The following is a 26178-nucleotide window of genomic DNA, read 5'->3' as shown; positions in this document are numbered from 1 at the left end:
ACTATGCGGGGAAAATTTTTACTTATGGGTTTATTGATTATGGTTACTTTGAAAGGTTTTGCATTTCCAAAAACAGACACCCTGCAATTCACCTTACAACAGGTTGTGGAAATGGCGAAGGCAAATTCTATTGCCGCCAAACAGGCCATCACCGTAAAGGAAACCAAATACTGGGAGTGGCGTACATTCAAATCCAATTACCAGCCACAACTCGCATTGGAAGGGATTTTGCCCGGATACACCAAAACCTACACGCAGGTTCAGCAGCCCAACGGAAGTATACTTTTTCAACCTGTACATTACGATAACTCCTCGTTGACATTAAATTTTAGTCAGAGCATAGCCGCTACCGGAGGAAACATTTATGGGACCACACAGTTACAGCGTTTTGACGATTTCGACAGAAAAAGTGTGCTGTACAACGGAATCCCCTACGGCATTGGTTATACACAACCCTTACTACAGTTTAACAGCCTAAAATGGGACAAAAAAATAGAACCATTAAAATTCAATGAAAGCAAACAGGTTTTTATAGAAACACAGGAAAAAATTGCCATAACGGTTACAGAGTATTTTTTTGATTTGTTACTGGCACAGGTTAACCTGAACATTGCCGATTTAAATTATGGGAATACCAAACGCATTTTAACCATTGCCGGTACAAAATTCGAATTGGGCAAAATCTCTAAAAATGAAATGCTGCAGCTTCAGTTAGAAGTGTTAAATGCGCAGAAAGCAGTGGGTACCGCAAAACGCGATGTAGAAATTGCCACCTTAAACTTGCGGAGTTACATTGGCATTGAAGGCGACGACAGGATTAAACTACAGATGCCTGCAGTAGTGGCCCAAATGACCGTCATTACAGATAAAGTTCTAGCCGAAGCCTTCGAAAACCGTTCGGATGCTATTGGCTTTATCCGCCGTTTGGCCGAAGCCAAAAGAGATGTAGCAAAAGCAAAAGGCGAAAATGGCTTAACTGCAACCTTGAGGGCTAACCTCGGTTTCTCCAATGCGGCAAACAGTGCATTCGACATTTACCGTTCGCCAAAAAACCAGCAATCTGTCGAATTAAAGCTTGCTATCCCCGTGATGGATTGGGGAAGGTCTAAATCGCGAACCAAAACTGCTCAGGCCAACGAACAATTTATCACCTATGCTGTAGAGCAGGATAAACAGACGTTTAAACAACAGATTGTAACGCAGGTAACACTTTTTAACATGATGAAAGAACAGATCCTGCTTACTGATGAAGCCGAAAAGATTGCTGCTGAAAAATACAAAATTGCCAGCGAGCGCTATGTTCTGGGCAACCTGAGCATTAGCGATCTCAGTATCGCCTTTCAGGAAAATGACAGAGCAAAACGAGATTATGTTTCATCCCTGCGCGATTTCTGGGGTGCTTACTACCAGCTCCGTTACCTCTCGCTTTACGATTTCGAAAAAAACAGAAAAATAACCTATTAATAAATCTTAATTACTAATTATACATTATGATTCGCTTACAAAACATTGAAAAAGTTTACCGGACCGATACGGTAGAAACACTTGCCATCAACGGAATCAGCCTGGATATTGCCAAAGGTGAGTTTCTTTCGATCATGGGGCCATCGGGCTGTGGTAAAAGTACGCTCCTGAATATCATGGGTTTACTGGATGAGCCATCAAAAGGAAACATTGAAATCGACGAACAGGATATCAGCCGGTTTTCAGATCAGAAACTGGCAAAATTCAGAAATCAAAAACTGGGTTTTATCTTTCAAAGTTATCACCTTATCAATGACCTTAGGGTACTGGACAATGTAGAATTACCCCTATTGTACCGTACTTCATCGGCCAAAGAAAGAAAAGTACTTGCTACTGCAGCTTTAGAAAAAGTTGGGTTAAGCAACCGCTTAAAACATTTCCCCACGCAGCTTTCGGGCGGTCAGCGGCAGCGTGTGGCCATTGCAAGGGCTATAGTTGGCAATCCACAGATTATTTTAGCCGATGAACCCACCGGAAATCTAGATAGTGCCATGGGAAATGAGATTATGGATATCCTGATCAACCTGAATAAAAATGAAGGCACCACCATTGTTATGGTAACGCATGATGAAAGTATGGCACATAAAACACACCGCCTGGTGCGTCTGTTTGATGGTTCACAAGTTCAATAATCCGAAGTTATGCTAAAAAACTACTTTAAAATAGCCTTGGCTGTATTGAAACGGAGAAAATTCTTCACTTTCATCAGCCTGTTCGGGATCAGCTTTACGCTCACCATTTTGATGGTGGTTACGGCACTGGCTGATAAAATGATCAGTCCGGATTACCCCGATTATAAAAGAGAACGTTCATTATATATAGAAAGGATTGAAATCAAAAATTCTAAAGAAGGTTGGATGAACAGCAGTAATGTTTCCGTTTATTTTTTGGAACATTATGTAGCCACATTAAAAAACCTGCAAAAAATGGCCATTACCTCGGGTTCCAAATCATCTAATGCTTATGTAAACAATAAAAAACTGGTTATAGGCTATCAATACACCAATGCAGATTACTGGAATGTACTGGAATATAAATTTCTGGAAGGAAAAGCCTTTTCACAGAAGGAAATCGATAATGCAGAATTGGTTGCGGTAATTTCGAAAGAAACAAAGGAAGCCTATTTTGGTGATGAAAAATTTGTTGTGGGTAAATTTATTTCTGCAGACAACATCAATTACAGGGTTATTGGGGTAGTTGAAAATGTATCAGAAACAGTCCGGAATTTTAATGGCGATATGTATTTACCTTACAGTATTGCAAAAGAAAATCGCAACAACACTGATGTAATGGGCGCTTACAATGCAGTTCTGCTCGCAAAAAGTAAGGCCGATATTCCTAAATTAGAAAAGGAATTTAAGCAGATGATAAAGAAAGTGCCTATTCCAAAAGATTTTGATAAACTGTACTGTAATGCTGATCCGTTTTTTACCAGCGTTAGCAGAAGAATTGGAGGCGACTCTACAAATGGTGCAGTTGCAAAGGTAATTATTTTGGCCGGCGGGTTTATACTGCTTTTCTTGCTACTGCCAACCATCAACCTGGTTAACATCAACATTACCAGAATTATGGAACGTTCGTCTGAAATTGGCGTCCGTAAAGCCTTTGGTGCCTCTTCGAAAACATTGGTTTACCAGTTTATTGTAGAAAATATGATCCTTACCTTTCTTGGTGGATTTATCGGCATCATCCTTTCGCTTATTGTGATTGCACTTATTAATGAATCCGATTTTCTTTCCAACATGCGCCTTACAATGAATTTCGCAGTATTGTTCTATAGTTTCCTTGCCTGCGTATTTTTCGGACTCATTTCTGGTGTTTATCCAGCCTGGCGCATGTCGAAATTGAATGTAGTTAAAGCCCTTAAAGCCTAAAGATATTATTATGTTTATACACCTATTTAAATTGATATGGAATAAAAGGAAACAGAATTTTCTTTTCCTTTCCGAAATCCTGATTTCCTTTCTGGTGATATTTGCGGTTTTTTCTTACCTCACTTATTATTACCAGAATTATAGCAAACCACTTGGTTTCGATTATAAAAGCGTTTGGTCGGTTGCCTATGGTAATGGCCAGCTTACCAAAAACCGCGATTCGCTGATTACTTTTTATGATAATCTCACTAAGTCATTAAAAGCCATGCCGCAGATCGAAAGTATCTCCCTTTCAAGTTCTAATTATCCCTATTCTGATAGTTTTATGAGCACAGGACTTACGCATAACAGGCGAAAATACGATCGTGTGAGCAACTACATGGTGGGCAATGATTATCAGAAAGTATGGAACGTTGCTTTACTAGAGGGCAGGTGGTTTTTGCCGGAAGATGCGGTAAGCAAAGACAAAGGGGTTATTATTAATGAAACCTTAAAAAATGAGATGTTTGGAAAGCAAAAAGCAACAGGAAAATTTATTGGCGATTTTGATGACAAAAACAAATTAAAGGTTATTGGCGTAGTAGCTGATATTAAAGCGAACGGCGATTTCCAGCCTGGTAATAATGCTTTGTTCAGCCCTTTAGATACTGGTTACTTAAAATGGACTGGTACGGTTTTAATTAAAGTACGCGAAAGTGCAGACGCCACTTTCGAAAGTAAGTTGTATAAATTTATGGCAACCTCTACACATAACGCGGTGGAAATACAACATCTGGATGAAATGCGCGATAAGAGAAATAAGCAAACCATTATCCCAATGGTTATTTTTATCATTATCGCCAGTTTTCTGATTATTAATGTTGCATTGGGTTTATTTGGGGTATTGTGGTATAACATCAATAAAAGGAAGGGAGAAATCGGATTGCGCAGGGCTATCGGTGCAAGCGGCCGAACTGTTTCTTATCAATTGGTGATGGAAGCGATCATATTGGCTACTATGTCGTTACTGGTTGGTTGTTTCTTTGCAATCCAATTTCCATTACTCAGTGTTTTTAATGTTCCCGCAGGTGTTTACATCATTGCGATGCTTTTATCGGTGGCATTCATTTATTTACTGGTTTTGTTCTGTTCGTTATATCCCGGTAAACAGGCGGCCAGCATCCACCCTGCTATTGCATTGCATGAAGAATAACTTATCTTAACTTCGTATATATGATATTAATTGTTGATGACGATATAGCTGTACGTACTTCGCTTTCGCTTCTTTTAAAAAACACAGGAAATGAAATTGTGAGTACAGATAGTCCTGTTCAGGCTTTTGAGGTGGTAAAAACCCAAAAGCCTGAACTTATTATTTTAGATCTGAACTTTTCTATTGGTACTTCGGGCAAAGAAGGTATGGATCTGCTCAAAAAAATCAGGAATTTCGATGCTGCTTTACCTATAATATTGATCACTGGCTGGGCGAGCATCGAACTTGCGGTGCAGGGAATGAAACTGGGCGCAAACGATTTTATCAATAAACCATGGAATAATGACTATGTACTACAGTCGGTAGAAACGTTACTACAGTTAAACGGCAAAAAAACACTATCGCGAAGCCGAAAAGAGCTCGATAAAAAGTATAATTTTAAGCAGATTATTGGGGAAGATCCGGGTTTGCTGGCCATTCTCGAAACCATTGGACGTGTAGCATCTACCAATGCCTCCATTCTGATTACAGGTGAAAGTGGAACGGGAAAAGAGCTGATTGCAGAAGCCATCCACGAAAACAGCAACCGCATGAGCAAGCCATTTGTAAAAGTAAACCTGGGCGGCATTTCTTCCTCTTTATTTGAGAGTGAAATGTTTGGCCATGTCCGGGGTGCGTTTACCGATGCCCGTTTTGACAGAACCGGCCGTTTTGAAATGGCAAACAAGGGCACTATATTTCTGGATGAAATTGGCGATCTTGAAGCTTCGAGTCAGGTAAAACTATTAAGGGTACTGCAAGACAGAACTTACGAGGTTTTGGGTAGCAGCCGCACTAAAATAGTTGATACCAGGGTAGTTTGCGCCACCAATAAGAACCTGAACGAAATGGTGGCTGCAGGTCTGTTCAGAGAAGATTTATTGTACCGGATCAATTTAATTACCATTCATCTGCCTGCTTTAAGAGAACGTTCATCAGATATTCCATTACTTGTAAATTTCTTCATTAACAACATGAAAGAGATTTATAACCGTCCGGATTTATCCATCTCCTCAGCGGCAATGCGCTGGTTGCAACAACTGGCCTTGCCAGGAAATATCAGGCAGTTAAAAAACCTGGTAGAGCGAACAATATTGATCAGCCATAAAAATGAATTGGGAATAGATGAATTTCAATCTCAACTGAATTTATCTCCTTTAAGGAACGAAAAAGTAAAATTGCCTGGCGTTGGCACGATGACTTTAGACCAGATGGAAGCTGAGATGGTTAAACAAGCCATGAGTTTCCATAAAAACAGGATTACAAAAGCCGCTGCATCTTTGGGCATTACCCGAAATGCACTTTACCGCCGGTTGGAAAAATATCAAATCCCTTTTAATGAAACTGAAGACTAAATATATCCTCTTTTTAGTGCTGCTCCACCTGATTTGTCTGGTGATGAGCTACTTCATTTTTAAAGAAAATAAGCTTATTTTCTTGCTTGCTGAGCTACTTATTATCATTTCTATATTGATTTCGCTGAGTTTATACAAACAGTTGATTGCGCCCCTTACCTCTTTGAGGCAGGGTGTTTCGGCAATAAAGGATAAAGATTTTAATGTTAAATTTCTATCTACCGGCAAAAAAGAAGTAGATGAACTGGTAGATGTTTACAACCGGATGATCGATGAACTTAGAACCGAACGGACCAAACAACAGGAACAGCACTTTTTTCTCGAAAAACTGATTCAGACCTCTCCTACCGGCATTATTATATTAGATTACGATAAGCAGGTTAAACAGATTAACCCAAAAGCGACTGAAATTTTAACAGACAACCAGTATCTGCTTGAAAAACAAATACATGAAATAAAAACAGGCAGTTCTAAAGTAGTACGCGTTAACGGGCTGCATACCTATAAGATCCAGAAATCAAGATTTATTGACCGGGGTTTTGAGCGTATTTTTATCATGATGGAAGAAGTAACCGCCGAAATTTTTGCGGCAGAGAAAGGTGTGTACAGTAAAGTGATCCGAATGATGGCACACGAAGTAAACAATACGGTTGGACCAGTAAATTCGATCATCAATACCGCGCTATCACAACAAAACCTGTGGCTAAACGAACAGGACTATTCCTTAAAAAATGCGTTAAAGATTGCTGCAGACAGGAATCAGAACTTAAATATTTTTATGCGCAACTTTGCGGATCTGGTTAAACTACCAGCGGCAAACAGAAAAAGAATAAACCTGGTTGAGCTGATAAAATCGGTTACCCAACTTATGTATTTTCAGGCAAACGAAAAAAATATCAAAATTGATTTCGAAGGCACCCATGAAAGCTATTTTATCTCGGCCGATGTTGAACAAATGGAACAGGCACTGATCAATATTGTTAAAAATGCAATTGAAGCCATCGAAAATACAGGAAAAATTACATTAACGCTGAATCAGTCTAAACAAATGCTCACGATATCAGATACCGGAAAGGGAATCTCTCAACTAGATACTGAACAGCTATTCAGCCCATTCTTCAGCACTAAAAAAGATGGACAAGGAATTGGACTGACCTTAGTGCGTGAAATTCTTTTAAACCATGGCTTTGATTTCTCGCTAAAAACAATAAAACCTAACGAAACACAGTTTTCGATCAAGTTTACATTAAGTTGATTGGTTAGGGATTATCAATTAAATACATTATTTTAAGCCCTAAACAGGCAGAGCAGTTTCGCGCTTGGCCTGTGTAATTACTAGTGAACTATTAAGGGTACCTATATTATCCAAACGCCCCAATTTATTGGTTAGAAAATCATTATAAGCGATCATATTTCTGGCAACAACCTTGAGCATAAAATCGAAGCCACCTGTAGTGTGGTAACATTCCAGTACTTCATCCAGTTTGTTTACCTCCTGCTGAAATACCTTAAAGGTATTAACAGAATGATTGGTAAGCTGAACCTGCAAGTAGCAGATCATACAGTTGTCGAATTTATTGGGATCAATTAATGCCACTACAGAAGAAATGAATCCTAAACGTTCCAGGCGTTTTACGCGTTCCTGAATCGGAGATTTTGAAAGATGTAGTATAGCTGCAAGTTCTTTATAGGTCAGTCTTGCATCTTTTTGTAAAAGTGTTAAAATATCTCTGTCTGTTTGGTCAGGGGTGTATAATTCCATTATAGTGGTTAGTCTATTTATTTCTTTTCTAGGCTTAGTTTATAATGAATACCCAAATATATGAATACTCTCCTATTAACCCTTATACAGATCACAAAAAAAAGAACAAAATTTCATTAAAAAGTATCATTAAAAATACAAACAAAATTAAATTCCGTCAAAACCTATCCAGCAGGACATTTTCCGTATTTATTAACCGCCTTCGTTTTAATTGTCAATCAAAGGGATATTTGTTTAACAAATGAAGGAACTGCTAGGAGCAGTGCGTTTATTTAGTTTAGTTAATGATAACAAAAGCGCCAGCGCGATGCTGGCGCCTTTGCTTTTTAAAACGTACAGTATTTGTGCAAACCCATGGTAAATAACCAACTATTCCACAATCTTTAAGCACAACTGGCTCCCTCATTTCTAATCTAAATGCAAGACAAAAAAATTCTTTTAACCTCAGTTCGGTTAATATTTATTTATACTGACTAATTTTAAGCCTATGCAACAAACGCGACCGTCATGCTGAATTTATTTCAGCATCTTTCCTGCTATACTAGACCCTGAAATAAATTCAGGGTGACGATTATGAACGAAAGATGTCTGCAGTAGACCTTTAAAGAAATATTAATAATCGAAACGAGATTCTTATCAAAATCTTCAACTTTTTTTGGAATGTTCAATTTTTAGCACTTACTTTGAAAAACAAAGCGCTTTCCAAAAAATAGAAATATGAAGCAATTTATTTCATCAGAATTACAAACCCCTCAATATTTTAGTATAAAGTTTCGTCTTTGGATTTTATTGTATTATCAGCAGGTCTATAATTACTGGCAAATCAACATTATTTAACCGGCAAGCGATGAATACGGAAGAACAAAAACTAAGGCTACACGTCAAAATATGTATCTGTACAATTATTGCAGGATTAGTGATAAGCGGATTAACCGCTTTTCCTTTAGAAACCGAAATAGCTTATTTGGTTAAACACAGTGAAACATATCCAATTAGCCTTAAAAACTGGCTTAGAACGGTTTATCAGGCAATTAAAACAACCAATCTGTATTATACGTTTTTGAGTTATGGGACCGATTGGCTGGCTTTTGCTCATCTGATGTTGGCCGTGCTTTTTATCGGGCCTTTAAAAGATCCTGTCAAAAACAAATGGGTGATCGATTTTGGTATGATCTGTTGTATTGCGATTATACCATTGGCTATAATTGCGGGAAATATCCGTCAGATCCCGGTATTTTGGCAAATGATCGATTGCTCTTTTGGCATTATTGGAATTATCCCATTGACATTATGCTTTTCCAAGATTAAAAAAATTGAAAAATTAGAAGAAAACTACGGCTTATGGACTTTGTAGATAAACATTCCATCGTAAGGAAAATATGGGGCAATACGGATGTTATTCTTTTTATTTTTGCTGGTGCCGCAGCAGAGTTTAGCCTGAATAAAGCTGTTGATTGGTTATATTTTACCGGTAAACTGCCCAAAGATCCATTGGGAAGACTGTTTTCTACGGTTGGTTATGCGCAGAAAATCGTATTTTCTACTTTAACTGAAGCCCATGCAGCGATAGATCAGATTACGATAATTCATCGGCATGTTGAAGCTGGAAGAGGTGCTAAAATTCCAGATTGGGCCTATCGGGATGTATTATTTATGCTGATTAGCTATTCCATCCGCGCTTTCGAAGTGCTGGAAAGAAAACTCACTTTAAAAGAAAAAGAGGAAATATTTACCACTTTCTATCAAGTTGGGCACCGCATGGAAATAAACGGACTTCCTACTAATTTTCAGGCCTGGAAAATGATGCATGAACAACAGTTACAGGAAAATTTAGTTTATAGCCGTTTTTCTCATGATCTTTTTGATCAGTACAAAAAACACCTGGGTTTTCTGAGATATTCGTTAATGCGAAAAATACAAGCACTCATCGTTCCGCTTAAAGTGAATGAATTACTTAAACTGGGGGAAGGAAAAACCATTAAACAAGTGCTTACTTTATACAAAATAAGCAGGAAACTTAAGGTGAACAAACCTTTAAGAAACCTGATTCTGCCTGCTGCTTATAAGGCACAGATTTTGAAGCTCGAAGCTTTTTAAGCATAATGAAGCTGTATCAAAAAGTTAAATTCGATTCGTATTGTCACGTTGAGTTTAGCCTTTACTGAGCTTGACGAAGTATCGAAACGCCCTGCCAAGGCCTATTTAATCTAACCCTTCGATAGGTTATCAATGACAGAATCCAATAAATGGTCGTCATTATAAGTAACCACCAGGTCTGTGGCCTGGAAAATAGGAATGACGTCCTATATGCGTTTTCTAACGTATTAGGTTTAAGATTTTATATGCTGCAAAACTCATTGAGCTAAGATGTCTAAGGTGGTCGCAAAAATTAAAGACTACACAGTTTAATTAACCACCTTAGACACCTAAAAACATCTGATTTATAAAATAATCCTTTAAGCTTTCACACCATACAAGAACATGTAAACTTGTATGGTCCTCAAACGTCTTATATGGTCAAAAAAATAACACTAAATATCAGTTGTTTACATAACGTCATTACAAGGCACGAAACAATCTTAAAGCCCCACGCTGGTAGAGAATGCTTCGCCGGCTGAAAAAGCCTTCTCGCATCGGATAGTTAGCTATCGGATGACGATTATTTGCAGCCTATCGATTCGTTTAAATTCTCTGTCATTCATACCGATTTAAGGCAATAAATTAACTTCACCATTGACATTACTTCACAAGTGATTATTAATCAACGCTTTAATCAATAACGTTTTTAACCGGAGTTCTTTATTAGCGTTATATAAAACTGTTCGCTGTCGCACATCAACTGTTCGGAAATGAACAGGTCCCGACAAGCCATGAGCAAAAATACCTCTTATAGAGCGATTAAAGGCACATTTACATTTTGGCACCAGCTTGGTTAACTATGCAACTGAATAATATTGGTGTAAACTGATTCACATTAGCAGACCACCCTAACATAAAAAATTTAATATTTAATAAACACAACATGAAAACCTCAATTAAAACGCTAATCACTATGGTATATGCCGTAATAACCTTAATGGTTACCCTTCCAAATGTAAAGGCTGCAGAAAAAAGCAGAACATTACTTTATAAAATTCAAAACTTTAGAAGGATTGTGATAAAGGGCAATGTAGAAGTGATGTTGGTTCAGCGACCAACTGTTGGAGTATCTTATGCAGATGATAACGCGGGTAGTGCGAAAGTTACGCAACAGGGAGAGACCCTGCGCATTACCAGCCCCAATACAGAAAAGTGTAAACTTATTATTTATGTAAACGATATCTATCGCATTGAGGCCGATGAAAATGCTGTAGTGAAAACAGAAGCAAAACTTACTACTAAATTTCTCCAGATCATTCTTAAAGGGAATGCCTTTGCCGATATTGATACCAGTAGCGAGGGCTTGTATACGGAAATTCTCGACAAAAGCACATTAAAACTCAAAGGCAATACCAATCGCCATACGCTGGTTATGAGCAAAGCACCAAATTTGACTATTGATCATTTTGGGGCCACCCAAACAGACATTATTCAGGTGGGAACCGGGGAAGAAATTGCTGCGCTTGTTCCTTAGCTTATAACAATAGTAAATCAAAAGGGAAAAGATCCTTAAATGATTCTTTTCCCTCAATCAATTTGTATTTGGCTGTCGTCATCCTGAACCGAGCCTTAGCGAGTTCACCGAAGGTAATTTATTTCAGGGCCTTTCTTCAATAAAAGATGCGAACCACGTCTACTTGTAAACAAGTTCTGCACGACATATTATCCAGCATTGCAAGTGCTTAAGTGTAAAATTATAGAGCGTGTTAATCGATCTTTTTTTCAACTTTAATGCACTAAGCTAATTTAACCATATAACGCAACCCAATTTAATTTCATTACAAGTGATTCGCCAATTCTAATTCAATTGCATTCCTGATCAGTAAAGCAGTTTCTTCTAATATTTTTGGCGATGTAGCGGTCTCGTCATCAACTGGTGTGTGGAAATAAGGATTAAAATCGGGGCCAACAAAACCGAAATAAGAAGCGTACCCGTATTTTTTGGCTACACTAAGCTCTCCTAATGCAACATCCTTCAGCTGAGTAATCGATTTGTTATCAAAGGATTTATGGATTGTATTCTCCATATTTGAGCTATAATAAACTCTTCTTTTAGGATCAGCAGCATCAAGTTTTTTTATTCCGTCTGTTGTTTTTTGATAAGCATTTATGGCAAAACTTGCACCTAAATGCACCCACAACCTAACATTTTCTGGCTTTGGTGCCCTTTCATCAATAAATACATGGGTTCCCCTATGATCTTCCAGTTCGTGTGATGAATTTGCGATAAAAACAAAGGTATACGGTGGTTTGGTAATGCTTACCCATTCGGCAATGGCATTAAAAGTTGCAATTCCAGGTCCACGTTCTCCACCACAGGTAAACCAGCCGCTAATTGGAGTAGAAACAATTACTTCTTTTTTGCCAGATCCAATTTTGGCAATTACATTACGTGCTTGTACGTCTTTTAAACTGCCTTTAATCTGAAGGGAGGCTGTGGTACCGCTGATTAACTGCGCGCTATCTTTTGGCGCAATCTGAACCACAGGGATTTTCCATGATGCACCTGGTTGGGTATTTAAAGCTGCTATTTGGCCTGCATCATTATCCACAATCAAAATTATAGCGCTGGCATTCCGGGCAATCAAATCATTAAACCGATCGAGTTTTTCTAAACGGTCAATGTATTGACGGTCTTCTTTTTTCAATCTGATGATGGCAATTTTTCCCGAAACAGACTGTTTGTTCTTATCTGCATCAACTAAAACAGCATTTAAAGAAACATTGGCCTGAGCAACAGGCCAAAGCGGAAACACATTTAACACTTTATCTCTTACTTTTATTGAAGCACTTTCCAAGAAATACTGCTTCACCGGAAAATAAAGGTACTCGGTTTTATACCCTAATTTATCCAGTTTATTTTTTAGCCATGCTGATGTTTTGTTGTCGCCATCTGTCGCAGTTCTATGAATCCCAAAATCAACGTATTGCTTCACATCGGCAAACAATTTATTTCCATTAAAAATAGGATTACCGGCTTTATCCTGAGCCCATGTGTTTTTTGCCAAAACAGCGAGCATAAAAATTCTGAGTATTATTTTCATTTTTTTTCGATTTGAGAAATTGCTGTAAAACAAAAAAGGCTGCCAAAAGATGGCAGCCTGCTGTTTATCATCTTATTTATATTCAATAGTGATGTTGTTTAACTTTCCGGTAAAGTTAAAGGGTGCTTTGTAACGATCGGTTACAGGCGAATTTCTGTCTGCACCTACATCTATCCCATCTTTATATATTGCAATTCTACCTTCTGCAGCAACAATATTACGCTCACCTACTTTTTTATCATTGATATAAATAGCCTCAGTGCCTGCAGGTCCATTTTTATCTTTACTTTCGTGAGCCGGCGCAGTGAAATTAAATTCGAACTTCAGTTTTGATCTGCCCAGCGAAACCGGAATATTCGATTCCAGATACTTAACAATGCTACCTGTGTTATGTGCCACTACAAATTTTCCATCTTTGATAAATAAACTTAAGCCTTCAAATTCAGAACCGGTAGCAAATAAAACCCCTTGCGCTCCTGCCGATTTGATATCAACATCTGCAGTAATAGAAAATGCATCGTTCTGGAACTGTGGTCCGCTAAGGGTTAAAAACTGCTCAATGCCTGGGTAAAGCACCACCTTTTTATCAAGACCAAACGGGCTGCGGGCTCGCCCGCCGACGCTGTGGCCGAGGGCATTGTCATTTAATGGAAATACATTATACTTAATGGCCTCCTGCTCAAAAAGTGCCTGTAAGTCTTTTACTTTTTCAGGGTATTTTGCAGCTAAGTTAATCCGTTCGTTAAAATCTTCATTCAGGTTATAAAGTTCCCATACATCTTTATTAAAATCACTTCCGGATTTATGAAAGACAGAAGCTTTCCAGCCGTCTTTCACAATAGCCCGCTTTCCAAATAACTCATAGTATTGAATTTTGTGCCTGTTTTCTGCATTAGCGTCTTTAAACGAATAAACCAAACTCGTTCCTTCAATCGGTTTCTGTACACTTCCTTTAATAACTTCAGGAACCTTTGCCCCCGTTAACTCATATATGGTTGGTGCAATATCAATTACATGCCCGTATTGACCGCGGATATCACCTTTTTTAAGCTGACCATTCGGATAATACACAATAAGCGGCTGATGTGTACCTCCCTCACTGTTGGGGTCTGCTTTCCATAACCTGAACGGTGTATTGGTTGCCTGTGTCCAGCCTGAAGGTGCATCTTCAAAAGAATGTTCTGTACCTAATTTATCAATGTTTTTATATAACTCTGCAACTTGTTTATCTTCATCCAGTGAGCTGATATAACCGTTTAAGCTACCATGCTCCGGGCTGTGACTTGATCCGTTATCACCAATGCTTACCAGGATCACCGTGTTATCTGCCTGTCCGATTTCTTTTACATAGTTAACAATGCGGCCAAACTCGTAATCCGCATGCGTTAAGAAACCTGCATAAATTTCCATAAAACGGGCATATACTTTCTTTTGCTCTGGCGATAAGCTATTCCAGGCTTTAACCGTAGGATCGCGATCGGGCAGTACAGCATTGGCGGGTATTACACCCAGTTTTTTCTGACGGGTAAAAACTTCTTCTCTATACCAATCCCAACCTTTATCAAATTTGCCTTTATACAAATCGCTCCATTTTTTATCTACCTGATGCGGAGAATGAATAGCACCGGTTGCAAAATAGAGGAAGAAAGGTTTATCATTTGCAATGGATTTTTGATTTGAAATATAGTTGATTGCTTTATCAGCAAGTAAAGTGGTCAGGTGTTTCCCATTAGGTTCCGGATCAACAACTTTAGTGTCTTCGTAAAGATTTGGATGATACTGATCGGTATGCCCCAGTTGAAATCCATAAAAGTGATCGAATCCCCGGCCAACAGCCCATCTATCATACGGGCCAATTGCTGTAATTTCATTAATCGGCGCAACATGATATTTACCTACAGCGAAAGTGCTATAGTTATTTTCGTGCAGTACTTCGGCAATTGTTCCCTTATCGGCTGGCATAATTGCGTCATAACCAGGGAAACCACTCGAGCTGTAATTTAAGGTACCCATGTGTACCGAATGGTGGTTACGGCCAGTGAGCAGTGCAGCACGTGTTGGAGAACAAACCCCTGTAGAGTGGAAATTGGTATAACGTAACCCATTATTGGCCAAACTATCTAACACCGGCGTTTGCATTAAACCTCCAAAAGCACTCGATGTACCATAACCGGCGTCATCAATTAAAAATACAATTACATTTGGCGCACCCGCTGGCGCTTTTTTCTTTTCGGGAAAATATTCCTGAGATTCGGCTGCTGTTCTGCCAATTTTGCCTTTAAAACCCTGATCGGATGTTAATGGGTTTGATGTTTGTGCAGATGCTGCTTGAAATATTGATGATATTAAAATAGCTGCTCCCGCAATCTTATAATGTATCCTTTTCATAATACGTATCATTTAAAGTTTATGGTTTTCTAAAAATTTGTTTCTTACCAGCCTGGGTTTTGGGTAAGTTTTGGGTTTCTATCAATTTCACCTTGTGGGATGGCGTATAAATAATGTCGCGCTGCTACATTCGTTTTTCCAACGAGTTTCAGGTTCTTAAGTAAAATCCCTTTCCCTTCAGGACCAACTCCTGTAACTTCGGTTCCCGTCTGGCGGATCAGGTCGAAATACCTGTGGCACTCTCCTACCAGTTCCAGGCGACGATCCAGATAAACCGAATCCCTGAACTGATCTTTGGTTAATCCTGTTGTTAAATCGGCCAAACAGGCTCTCTTCCTGATTTTATTGATTGAAGTGTAAGCTTTGCCTGTTGGCCCGTTGAGTTCATTTTCAGCTTCGGCGTCTATCAAAATCACTTCCGCAAAACGCAAGATGTTCATATTGGCATCAGAGTTTCCGGTGCTGGCATAATTAGGATCCCAGTTTTTATTGATAAAAGGAACAGAATCGCCAGGTGCATTGATCGTTGCATACTTTTTGCCGTCTGCCGGACTGGTATAATAGGTAACAAATGATACACGCTTTCTTTTATCCTTACTTGAATAAAGTTTGTACAAGCTGAAAAAATTATCGCTTCCAACGGTATAAAAAGCCAACTGATTTCCATAGGATCCTTTTAATCCGGGAACACCGGAGCGGATATCACTTGAGGTAATTAAGTGACCGGTACTGATCGTACTTCCTTTTATCTGTGCGGAAAAAATGTGTTCTTTTCCATTTTTATAGGCCGGTAAAAAAACCTGCGCATAATCATCAAATAATGCATATCCATAAGTACCTGTAATTACAGCTTCAGCATATTTTACCGCATTGGCCCAATCTCTTCTGGTTAAATACACTTTGGATAACAAGGCAACCGCTGCACCCTCGGTAGCGCGACCTGCTTCGCCACTTGAGCCCGCTTTGAACAAAGAGGCAGCGGTTTCCAGATCATTGATAATCTGCAGATAAACCTGTTCTTTCGGTGTTCGTGGCACCTGCAGTTCAGCAATGCTCAACTGTGTCTGGTCTTTTAACAGCAATGGAACATCGCCATAAAGCCTGACTAAATTGAAATAATAAAAGGCCCTCAAAAATTTAGCCTCACCAAGTAAGCGGTTTTTAAGCTTGCCATCCATTTCTATAGCGGGGATTCTTTCCAGGGCAATATTCGCTTTATTAATGCCCTCGTAATGTTCTGTCCAGATTTGTTGAATACGCAAATTTGTAGAGGCATGGGTTAACTTGGCCAGTGCCCTTACTTCTGCATTTGGAGAACCCGGACCAGCATCCAGATCATCCGTCAGGAAATCCAATCCTGTATAAAACAACCGGTTATATATCGGCTGTGCGCCTGTGCTATTGTCAACCATTGGATAATATATGGCGTTAACAGCAGAAATGGCATCTCCAGCTGTTTTGTAAAATTGCTCTGGCGAGATGAATGATTTTGGGTTTTCATCCAGTTTTACGCAGGCTGAAAGACTGGCAACAGCAATTGCCAGCAGTAAATATTTTATTTTCATCGTAATAAAAATTAGATTTTGAAAAAATTAAAGCGTAAGGCTAATGCCACCCTGAATTGATTTTGCATTCGGATAAGCTGCCCTATCCATCCCAGTGCTTATCGAGTTCTGCCCATTTGTACTTACCTCCGGATCGTAACCTGTATACTTCGTCCACGTGTAAAGGTTCGAACCTGAAACATAAACCCTTATTGCACTTAATTTAAATTTGGAGAGTAAGCGGCCCGGAATGCTATAACCAATAGAGACATTTTTCAGTCTGAGGAAAGAGCCATCCTCCACAAAACGGTCAGAAATAGTTACTGCCGGGTTTTCTATGGCTTTGTGCACATCAGTATTCCGGTTGGTTGGTGTCCAGCGGTCGAGCAATGTTGCTACAGCACCGGTATAACCAGTTCCTAACTCCAGGTTGGCGCGCGTCCAGTTGAAGATTTTGTTCCCATAAGAGGCATTAAGGAAAACCGACAGATCGAAATTTTTGTACCTAAAAGTATTGGTAATGCTTGCCAAAAATTTTGGTTGTGAACTACCCACAATCTTACGGTCGGCATCTTGCGTTATCGCACCATCACCATTTAGGTCTTTGTACTTTTGTAAACCCGTAGCAGGATTTACACCATCAGTTTCATACATGTAAAATGCACCAACCGATTCACCAACTTTAATAATCTGGGTTGGTAAAGTGGTGGGACTGGCCGGATCTGTAACAAAGAAATAAGGCGCGCCACCAAGCGTAATAATTTTATTTCTGTTGGCAGAAAATATCAGGTTGGTTGTCCAGTTAAAATCGCCCTGGAAGTTTATGGTTTTCAGCCCTAACTCTACCCCTTTGTTTCTTACCACACCTAAATTTTGAAATGCGCTGGTCAAACTTGAAGAATAAGGCACCGGAACTTCAAGCAATAAATCTGAAGTTCTTTTGTAATACACATCAGTTGTTAACTGGATTCTGCCCGAAAACAGTTCCAGGTCGATACCAAAGTCATATTGGGCTGTTTTTTCCCATGTTAGATCAGGGTTTGCAAAACTGGCAATAGCCAAACCATTAACCAGGGTATTGGCAAAAGTATATTGATAACTTGACAAGCGCGAAAGTGATCGGTATGGATCGATCTCCTGGTTACCGGTTACACCCGCACTAAAACGGAATTTCAACGAACTGATGGCTTTTATACCCTGAAGAAACTCCTCATTTGAGGCATTCCAGGCAATTGCTGCCGAAGGGAAAGTTCCCCATTTATTATTGATACCGAACCTTGATGATCCATCTGCGCGGGCCGTTAAGGTTAAAAGGTATTTATTATCGTAAGCATAATTGATACGGGCAAGGAAAGATTGCAGTGACCACTCTGTTTTTAATGATGTTGGAGTTACCAGTACAGTTCCGGAAGCCAGATTATTGTATTTAAATGCATCGCTAACAAAATTTGAAGCACCGGCGGTAAAAACTTCGGTAACCGATTTCTGTTGTGTATTACCTAAAAGTATATCGAAGCTGTGTTTTCCATTAACTGTTTTTTTGTAGTTAATCGTATTTTCATTTAGCCAGTTTAATGTAGATAAAACGCCTATTGATGCATTTCCACCCGGCAGACTTTCGTAAAGTGTAGATGGCAGATATCTGTTCTGTTTGTTATTGATGATATCTGCGCCTAGTGAAACCCTGGCTGTTAGTCCATCGATAATGGTGTATTCTCCAAAACTGTTGGCCAAGAACCTGGTGGTTTTTGTTTCGTTGGTTTGCAAGCTTAATGTGGCTACCGGATTTGCAACCGTTGCCCCAAAACTACTGTTGGCCGTAAAATTTCCATTAGCATCTTTTACCGGAACAACGGGTACCATAGAAAGAATATTGGCCACAATCCCACTTGGCGCAACATCAGCATGGGTTACACTTCCGTTCAGATAAGCCCCCAATTTGAATTTAGCGTTTACTTCATGATCAACATTTAGCTTTGCCGAATACCGGTCAAAACCTGTATTTAAAATTACCCCTTCTTGTTTGAAGTAATTTCCAGAAAGTAATAAACGTGTTTTTTCATTACCCGACGAAATTGAAAGGCTGTGATTCTGCACGGGCGCTGTTCTGAAAGCCTCACCCTGCCAATCGGTTCCTTCTCCAAGCTGGTCTAACTGCGCCTGTGTATAAAAGGGTGCTTTACCGGCATCGGTAAGGGCGTCGTTTTTTAGCATCCCCCATTCCCTGGCATTCAATAAACCTATTTTCTTACTCACTTTTTGTGTACCATAATAACCGCTATAGTTAATGGAAAAACTATTTTTGCTTCCTCTTTTAGTGGTAATCAGAATTACACCATTTGCACCGCGAGAGCCGTAGATTGCAGTTGCAGAAGCATCCTTAAGTACATCTATCGATTCGATATCGGCTGGATTAATTGCAGAAAGCGGATTGATAGCCGGTCCGTTGGTTATACCTGCGTCAACTGATGCATCGCCATTGTAAACCGGGAAACCATCAATTACATAAAGGGGTTCGTTCCCTGCGTTTATAGATGTTCCGCCACGTACCCGGATCGAAACCCCACCGCCAGGCTGTCCGCTGGATTGGGTAACCTGGGCACCAGAAATTGCACCCTGGATAAGCCGGTCTGGCGAGGCTACCGGAACGCCTTTCAGTTCAGTGGGAACAGAAGAAAGAGCGCCTGTAAAATCGCTTTTTTTCTGCGTTCCATAACCTACTACCACTACATTGTTCAGTGTATTTACCTGTTCATCAAGTTTTACTTCAAGGGGCGAGCCGTTGGCTACTACCTGCAATGTTTTATAGCCAACAAAACTAATGGTAAGCGTATACGGAAACTTTTGTCCGGTTACGAAACGGAAAATACCGTTATTATCTGTTAGTGCCGTATGGGTAGTACCATTTATGCCCACATTTACGCCTGGTAAAGTTTCACCCGTTCTGGCATCCCTAACCGTTCCGGTTAAGGTTGAATTAATAAGCGGGGTGGTTTGCGCATGTCCAGTTTTTGAAAGTACAAGCAGCAACGATAAAATCAGGAAGCTGAAGGTTATTTTTTTTCTTCCGATGAAGGAAACAGAGAATAGCTTCCTAAAGTATTGTGTAAGAAATTTTGAAGTAAGCGTGCGCCGGGCACGTACTTCATAGAAATTTTGCATAATTTTGTTTAGAATTAAGTTACCATTTGAATCAGGGCCAACGCCAATTGAGAACCTGGTTCGAAGATTTATTTAGTTTGGAGGGAGAAATGAAAATTTTTCCCTTTTTTATTTTCTGCAGTTCATTTTCATTTGTTTTTGGTTTATAGTTAAGAATCTGGTTATTTATCTTTTACACATCTGAAGCCAAGGTGTTCCAGACTACTGTCTTCTGATGTTTTCATTCTCCGTGCAACCCGATATCCGGAGCAGTAGCTGGCATTACATAAAAAGGATCCGCCCCTGATCGATCTTTTTATGGCAAAAGTATCATCAGGATCAAAAGATTTAGCCGGACCTTTGGGGTTATCGAAAACTTTGGCACTTGCATAATATCTGCTATCGTAATAATCTGAACACCATTCCCATACATTACCTGCCATATCGTACAGCCCATAGTTATTGGGCTGATAAGATTTTACCGGTGCAGCATAATAGTAGCCATCTTTCTTCGCGTTTTGATTAGGAAATTCTCCTTCCCAGGTGTTTGCCTTCGCTTTACCTATGTTGAGGGCTTCATTACCCCAGGGATAGATTTTATTTTCGAGCCCACCCCTCGCTGCCCACTCCCACTCCGCTTCGGTTGGTAAACGCTTTCCGGCCCATTTACAATAAGCTAATGCATCTTCGAAAGAGATGTGAACTACAGGATAATTATCTTTATTTTTAATATCGCTCTCTGGTCCATGAGGATGTTTCCAATCCGCATTTTTGGTCCATACCCACCATTGAGAATAGTCATTTAAATCGATCTTATTAACACTCGGTTTAAAAACCAGCGAAGCTTTTGCGAGTAAACTAGGGTCAGGTTTAGGGGTGTTGGGGGGAAGCTGTTTTTTGATCACCTCCCAATCGGGAGTTCGCTCAGCAGTAGTTTTATAATGTGTTGCATTGACGAATTTTCTAAACTGGGCATTGGTTACTTCGGTCACATCAATATAAAAACCTTTAACACTTACCCGGTGCTTTGGATATTCATCGGCCTGCGCCTGCTTATCATCCCCGCCCATTAAATAGCTTCCGCCGTTTATCCATATCATTCCAGCGATAGCCTTTTCCCGAATGCGGGGAAAATTTTCTTTGGATGGATTTGATGCTGTAAATTTTATCCCATACCGATTTGGAAGCTTAGATGAACAGCAAGATAAAACAGAATAAGCTACCGGATAAGATTTAACAATGGGATCTGCCTGCTTAAAGTTCAAAAAAAAGCATGTCAGAAAAATAACCAAAAAGCTGATTACCAGTTTTCTGAAAAGGATATTCATAAAAAGGGATAATAAGGATATATTAAATAATATTTATGGCGAGCGCTAAGTTGTTACCGGCACATACAACAATCTGAATCTATCTCACAACAAATTTCAGCAAAGCTTAAAACGATGTTTAATTTAACTTTAGGTAATGTAGAATTGTTAATGTAAAGATGGTTCATATCGTTATGTGTAACATTTACACTGCAAATATATAAATATATCTATATTATCTATGGATATAGTAGATTTATTATAAATATTAAATTATCAGCCTGATGCGTTATCGATTTTGCAAAAAGAATGGCATTAAAAAATATAGAATTGCCAATACTGTAAAGTAAATTATTCGTTTAACTCATTTACTCCTAACAAAAAAGCAGTTCTTTTCAGAACTGCTTTGAAAAATTTAGTATTTAAAGCGTGTTAACTCTGCTCAATTTCCTTCAGGCTATTCATTTTTTTATAGGCTAAGAATCCTTTTATATCTTCAAAGTGTTCGCGAACACGTTTATTGCCGAATTCGAATACTTTTTGTACCAATCCATCTAAGAAATCCCTGTCATGCGATACCAAAATTAATGTACCATCAAAATCTTTCAAGGCATCTTTAATAATGTCTTTGGTTTTCATGTCCAAATGGTTGGTTGGCTCATCCAGGATTAATACATTTACAGGCTCTAATAACAGCTTAATCATAGCTAAACGCGTTTTCTCGCCACCAGAAAGTACTTTAACCTTTTTAGTGGTATCATCGCCACTGAACATAAAGGCACCTAAAAGGTCTTTGATTTTTATTGAGCCGTCGCTTAACGGAATTTGATCAATGGTTTCAAATACGGTGAAGTTCTCATCAAGTAAAGCGGCCTGGTTTTGCGCAAAATAGCCAATTTTAGCATTATGCCCTACTTTTAAACCGCCTTCAAAATCTATCTCCCCCATGATGGCTTTAATCATAGTCGATTTACCTTCGCCATTTTTACCAACGAAAGCTACTTTTTCTCCCCGTTCGATCACCATAGATGCTTTTTCAAAAACAACATGATCGCCGTAAGTTTTGGTAAGTTCTTCTACCATTACCGGATACTGACCTGAACGCGGCGATGGCGGAAACTTCAATCTTAATGCCGAGGTATCTACTTCATCAATTTCGATTACTTCGAGCTTCTCGAGCATTTTTACGCGCGATTGCACCTGTAAGGTTTTAGAATAAGTTCCCCTAAAACGATCAATAAACTCCTGGTTATCGGCAATAAAACGCTGTTGTTCTTCATAAGCCTTTAACTGGTGTATACGGCGATCAGCACGCAGTTGAAGATAATGGGTATATTTAGCTTTATAATCATATATCCTGCCCATGGTTACCTCAATGGTGCGATTGGTAATATTATCTACAAAGGTACGGTCGTGTGAGATTACCATTACCGCTTTTGCTGAATTGATCAGGAAATCTTCCAGCCATTGAATACTTTCGATATCCATGTGGTTGGTAGGCTCATCCAGTAAAATCAGATCAGGTTTCTTTAATAAAATTTTGGCTAACTCAATGCGCATACGCCACCCACCTGAAAACTCAGAAGTTTGACGGCTAAAGTCTTTACGCTCAAAACCCAATCCTTTTAATACCTTCTCTACTTCTGCATCATAATTGGTTTCTTCAATCGAATAAAATTTCTCACTCAGTTCTGATACGCGCTCGATAAGCTTCATATAATCATCACTTTCGTAATCGGTACGGATAGTAAGCTGCTCGTTCAGTTCATCAAGCTCTTTTTGCATTTGGTTTACCTCTGCAAAGGCTTTCATGGTTTCCTCAAAAACAGTAACCTGATCTTGAGTAAGCAAATGTTGTGGCAAATACGCTATCACAGCTTCTTTCGGACCTGTTACACTACCGGAAGTAGGTTTAGCTACATCAGCAATTATTTTGAGTATGGTCGACTTGCCTGCACCATTTTTACCCATAAGGGCGATTTTATCGTTCTCGTTTATCGAAAAGGTTACGTCGCTAAAAAGGGTAGTTCCGCCAAATGAAACGGAGATATTATTTACATTGATCACAAAAAGGGAATATTAAATTAGCGGCAAAGATAAAGGAAAGCGGTTAAATTTAATAACCAGTCTGGAAAAACCTAAAACTATCTACTCCATCTCATCAAATAAATCCAATCTATAGTCTGTTCGCAAAAAAAGTGGCATTAAATTGGTCTCTGCAAAAACATTGATTTCGAACTGAACTATATTAAACAAGAAGCTGTATCATAAATATTGAGTTGTCATCTTGAAGGATAGTTTATTTTATAAAAACCAATATAAAAGACAGTAATTAATCTTCATGTAAAAATTCCCTCGTGTTACCGTCATTTCGAGCGGAGTGCAACGCAGTCGAGAAATCTAACTAAATAGATCTCTCCACTTCGCGTTGCTCCGGTCGAGATGACGACCATTCTATTGGAGTCTTTATAATACAGCCTCTATACAACACTTAGCTATACTTAATCAAAATCCAGCCAGAAAAACTAATGATGAAGTTTTTTCGCTCTTAAATATTCAATAAGTTCTTTTGGCCGGTCCGTCTGAATCAGGTTTGCTTTACGGCTAATCAACCAGCCCCAGCTTTCATCCTTTTTGTTTTCTTCAACTGCCAGGTCATCATCATGACCACCGTTCTGTTCTGGCCATAAACTATTGATCCATAAACCGTAATTTGCTCTCAGGCTGTCCATATTTTTTAAAACCGGTAAGGTATCGGTACTGAAGTTGGCCTGGATAATGGTTTTTTGATGGGGTTTATAACTGGCAATAATTTCTGAAGCATCAGCTCTTTTCATATCCACTATTGGCATAATGGTAATGTCTTCCTCAATTTTACCTACCTCCTGTTCTATCTGGGGTAATGGTGTACTTCCTTTTACATTCACGATGGCCTGGCCGATCATTCCCTGTTCGCGCAGTTCCTTAATTACCTGCGGGTAATAATCATATCCCTTATCTACGTCAATAATGATCTTATCTTTCGCAATGGCCAGTATTTCGATAAAGGTTGGCAGATGGTGTTTGGTTGGATGCCCTGAACCTGAGCGTAGGAAAAATGTTTTTATTTCAGCCAGGGTATAATCAGACACGTTACCTTTTCCTGTTGTGGTTCTATCAATGGTTTGATCGTGCATGATCACCAGATGTCCATCCTTTGTTTTCTTCAGATCCAGTTCCATAATGTCTACTCCCATAGCAATACAGTTTTTAAGGGCCTGAATTGAATTTTCAGGCGTATTGCGCCAGTCGCCACGATGGGCAGTAACCAATACCCTTTGGCTTTTAGGGTTAAGTACTTCTTTTAAGCTAGCTTCTGGTACTGATTGTGCAAACCCGCTAAAAGCAATAAATGTTATAACTAAGTGCAGAATAATTTTTTTCATTTCGTTTTTATTTAAATTGGATGGTACTTATGGATTTTGTTTAATTGCAGGATCTGTATCAATCTGGTCTTGCGGAATAGGTTGCAGCAGATCGCGGTCTGTAATTCTGGTGGTTATATTTTGCGAAGCAAACCAGGCGTTCATTACCGAAATGGCAGTACCTGTTCTAAGCAGATCAAACCAACGATGGCCTTCCCCTATCAGTTCCAATCTTCTCTCCAGGGCAATAGCAGCCCTTACCTCGACTACACCTTCCTGTGAGGCATCTGTCAGACCCGCTCTCTTTCTGATCATATTAAGATATGTCTTTGCCACCTCCCAATTTCCCAACTCATTTTCATCTTCAGCCAGCATTAAAAATACATCTGCATAACGCAATACCACAAAATTACTGCCTCCGTCTACCGGCGTTGTTGCTGAAGCCTTCAGTTTAGTAGAGAAAGGAGTTCCGGTACTGGTTAGACCAACATAAGCTGTTTTGCGTTTATCTGAAGCACTGTACAACTGGTAGAAACTTTTGGTTGGTAAGTTATGGCCTTTTGCGCCACTGATGGTACCCGATGGGCTGAACTGCTGGTAAGCTGAACTGCCTTCACTATTTCCGTTTATGCCAGATGCAAACTGCACGGCAAAAATAACTTCATTGTTGTTTTTGTTGCTCAACGAAAAAATATCTGCAGGTTCGGCGAGTAACGTATGCTTCCCGGAGGCAACTACATCAGCAAGTACAGCTTTACTCTCTGCAAATTTACCCAAAGTCAGATAGACTTTCCCGATTAAAGATTGAGCAGCTGTTTTAGTAGCTTTTCCCGGTGTAGTGGTACTTGCAGGCAATTCTTGTATGGCATTGGTCAGGTCTGAAATGATCTGTGCATATACCAGACCTTTATTTGTCCGTCCCTGCCCAAAAAATTCGTTGGGATTAGTGGTTTCTTTGGTCACTAACGGTACGTCGCCAAATATCCTAACCATATTAAAGTAAAGCAGGGCACGAATAAAGTGCATCTCTCCTTTTCTTGCCTGTTTTACGGCAGCGCTGGCATAAGGGATACCATCAATCCTGTTCAGCACGGTATTGGCACGCTGAATGCCCTGATAGGAATTCTTCCATAAATCTGAAAGCATGCCATTGGAGGCAACGGTGGTAAACTGATCGAGCTGGCCATACATCCCGCTGTCGTTCGCAGGCACCTCATCGAATGTATTATCTGATGGAATTTCTCCGATGGCCGGCAGGTAAAGGCCATATAAGCCGTTTAATTGTAAGGTACCGTAAACCGCGTTCACATACTCTTCAACTTCTGTTTCTGTAGTGAGAAAATTAGTGAGTGATTTAGAGGTAATAGGCTTTTGATCAAGTTCTTTAGTACAGGAAGTTAGCCCTAAAAGACAGAAAATTCCTCCTGTAACAAGTATTTTATTGATTATTTTTTTCATCGGTATA

General features: G+C 39.4%; 18 protein-coding genes. 9 read left to right on the top strand and 9 right to left on the bottom strand.

Translation table 11 applies throughout. From position 1 onward, the window contains the following. Window positions 1-3: 3 nt before the first annotated feature. The 6 genes from FFJ24_RS06305 to FFJ24_RS06280 are packed head-to-tail and all read left to right on the top strand — an operon-like array spanning window position 4 to window position 7239. A complete protein-coding gene (locus FFJ24_RS06305; RefSeq protein ID WP_138823582.1) occupies window positions 4-1464 on the top strand; it encodes a TolC family protein in 1461 nt (486 codons plus the stop codon). Window positions 1465-1490: 26 nt separating this feature from the next. Then, entirely contained in the window at window positions 1491-2156 is a 666-nt protein-coding gene (locus tag FFJ24_RS06300; protein WP_138823580.1) for an ABC transporter ATP-binding protein, read from the top strand. A gap of 9 nt (window positions 2157-2165) precedes the next feature. Then, entirely contained in the window at window positions 2166-3398 is a 1233-nt protein-coding gene (locus tag FFJ24_RS06295; RefSeq protein WP_138823578.1) for an ABC transporter permease, read from the top strand. Window positions 3399-3408: 10 nt separating this feature from the next. Next, complete coding sequence (locus tag FFJ24_RS06290) at window positions 3409-4590, top strand: ABC transporter permease (protein ID WP_138823576.1); 1182 nt, start codon at window positions 3409-3411, stop codon at window positions 4588-4590. Between the two features lie 20 nt (window positions 4591-4610). Beyond that, entirely contained in the window at window positions 4611-5984 is a 1374-nt protein-coding gene (locus tag FFJ24_RS06285) for a sigma-54 dependent transcriptional regulator (protein ID WP_138823574.1), read from the top strand. Next, a complete protein-coding gene (locus FFJ24_RS06280) occupies window positions 5968-7239 on the top strand; it encodes a PAS domain-containing sensor histidine kinase (protein WP_138823572.1) in 1272 nt (423 codons plus the stop codon). Before FFJ24_RS06285 ends, FFJ24_RS06280 begins: the two co-directional genes overlap by 17 nt. Before the next feature lie 39 nt (window positions 7240-7278). On the opposite strand, the gene FFJ24_RS06275 is transcribed toward FFJ24_RS06280, so the two are convergent. After that, window positions 7279-7746 carry an Lrp/AsnC family transcriptional regulator gene (locus FFJ24_RS06275; protein ID WP_138823570.1) on the bottom strand — a complete coding sequence of 156 codons (468 nt, stop codon included), beginning with the start codon at window positions 7744-7746 and terminating at the stop codon, window positions 7279-7281. An 847-nt stretch (window positions 7747-8593) separates the two neighbouring features. On the opposite strand from FFJ24_RS06275, the gene FFJ24_RS06270 reads away from it, so the two are divergent. The 3 genes from FFJ24_RS06270 to FFJ24_RS06260 all read left to right on the top strand — a co-directional run bounded on the left by FFJ24_RS06270 (window position 8594) and on the right by FFJ24_RS06260 (window position 11359). After that, window positions 8594-9100 carry a hypothetical protein gene (locus FFJ24_RS06270; RefSeq protein WP_138823568.1) on the top strand — a complete coding sequence of 169 codons (507 nt, stop codon included), beginning with the start codon at window positions 8594-8596 and terminating at the stop codon, window positions 9098-9100. Then, window positions 9088-9843, top strand: coding sequence for an oxygenase MpaB family protein (locus tag FFJ24_RS06265; RefSeq protein WP_138823566.1), 756 nt, complete (start codon window positions 9088-9090; stop codon window positions 9841-9843). Before FFJ24_RS06270 ends, FFJ24_RS06265 begins: the two co-directional genes overlap by 13 nt. Window positions 9844-10768: 925 nt before the next feature. Beyond that, window positions 10769-11359: a GIN domain-containing protein gene (locus FFJ24_RS06260; RefSeq protein WP_138823564.1), complete on the top strand. Its 591-nt coding sequence runs from the start codon at window positions 10769-10771 to the stop codon at window positions 11357-11359. A 304-nt stretch (window positions 11360-11663) separates the two neighbouring features. On the opposite strand, the gene FFJ24_RS06255 is transcribed toward FFJ24_RS06260, so the two are convergent. The 8 genes from FFJ24_RS06255 to FFJ24_RS06220 all read right to left on the bottom strand — a co-directional run bounded on the left by FFJ24_RS06255 (window position 11664) and on the right by FFJ24_RS06220 (window position 26171). Continuing rightward, the gene (locus FFJ24_RS06255; protein ID WP_138823562.1) at window positions 11664-12929 is read right to left on the bottom strand and encodes a PA domain-containing protein; all 1266 of its coding nucleotides are present in this window, start codon (window positions 12927-12929) and stop codon (window positions 11664-11666) included. Between the two features lie 72 nt (window positions 12930-13001). Next, entirely contained in the window at window positions 13002-15317 is a 2316-nt protein-coding gene (locus FFJ24_RS06250; protein WP_138823560.1) for an arylsulfatase, read from the bottom strand. Between the two features lie 44 nt (window positions 15318-15361). Continuing rightward, window positions 15362-16882: a RagB/SusD family nutrient uptake outer membrane protein gene (locus FFJ24_RS06245; RefSeq protein ID WP_138823558.1), complete on the bottom strand. Its 1521-nt coding sequence runs from the start codon at window positions 16880-16882 to the stop codon at window positions 15362-15364. Between the two features lie 27 nt (window positions 16883-16909). After that, window positions 16910-20023, bottom strand: a complete 3114-nt coding sequence (locus FFJ24_RS06240; RefSeq protein ID WP_138823556.1) for a TonB-dependent receptor — start codon at window positions 20021-20023, stop codon at window positions 16910-16912. A gap of 161 nt (window positions 20024-20184) precedes the next feature. After that, window positions 20185-21102 carry a formylglycine-generating enzyme family protein gene (locus tag FFJ24_RS06235; RefSeq protein ID WP_246862755.1) on the bottom strand — a complete coding sequence of 306 codons (918 nt, stop codon included), beginning with the start codon at window positions 21100-21102 and terminating at the stop codon, window positions 20185-20187. 639 nt (window positions 21103-21741) lie between these two features. Continuing rightward, window positions 21742-23376, bottom strand: coding sequence for a ribosomal protection-like ABC-F family protein (gene abc-f / locus FFJ24_RS06230; RefSeq protein WP_138823552.1), 1635 nt, complete (start codon window positions 23374-23376; stop codon window positions 21742-21744). A gap of 458 nt (window positions 23377-23834) precedes the next feature. Beyond that, window positions 23835-24734, bottom strand: a complete 900-nt coding sequence (locus tag FFJ24_RS06225; RefSeq protein WP_138823550.1) for a glycerophosphodiester phosphodiesterase family protein — start codon at window positions 24732-24734, stop codon at window positions 23835-23837. Window positions 24735-24761: 27 nt separating this feature from the next. After that, window positions 24762-26171: a RagB/SusD family nutrient uptake outer membrane protein gene (locus tag FFJ24_RS06220; protein WP_138823548.1), complete on the bottom strand. Its 1410-nt coding sequence runs from the start codon at window positions 26169-26171 to the stop codon at window positions 24762-24764. Window positions 26172-26178 lie beyond the last annotated feature (7 nt).

The organism is Pedobacter sp. KBS0701 (genome assembly GCF_005938645.2).
GTDB lineage: Bacteria > Bacteroidota > Bacteroidia > Sphingobacteriales > Sphingobacteriaceae > Pedobacter.
Note: the sequence above shows the minus strand (reverse complement) of the source record. Positions and strands in the feature narration are given on the sequence as shown.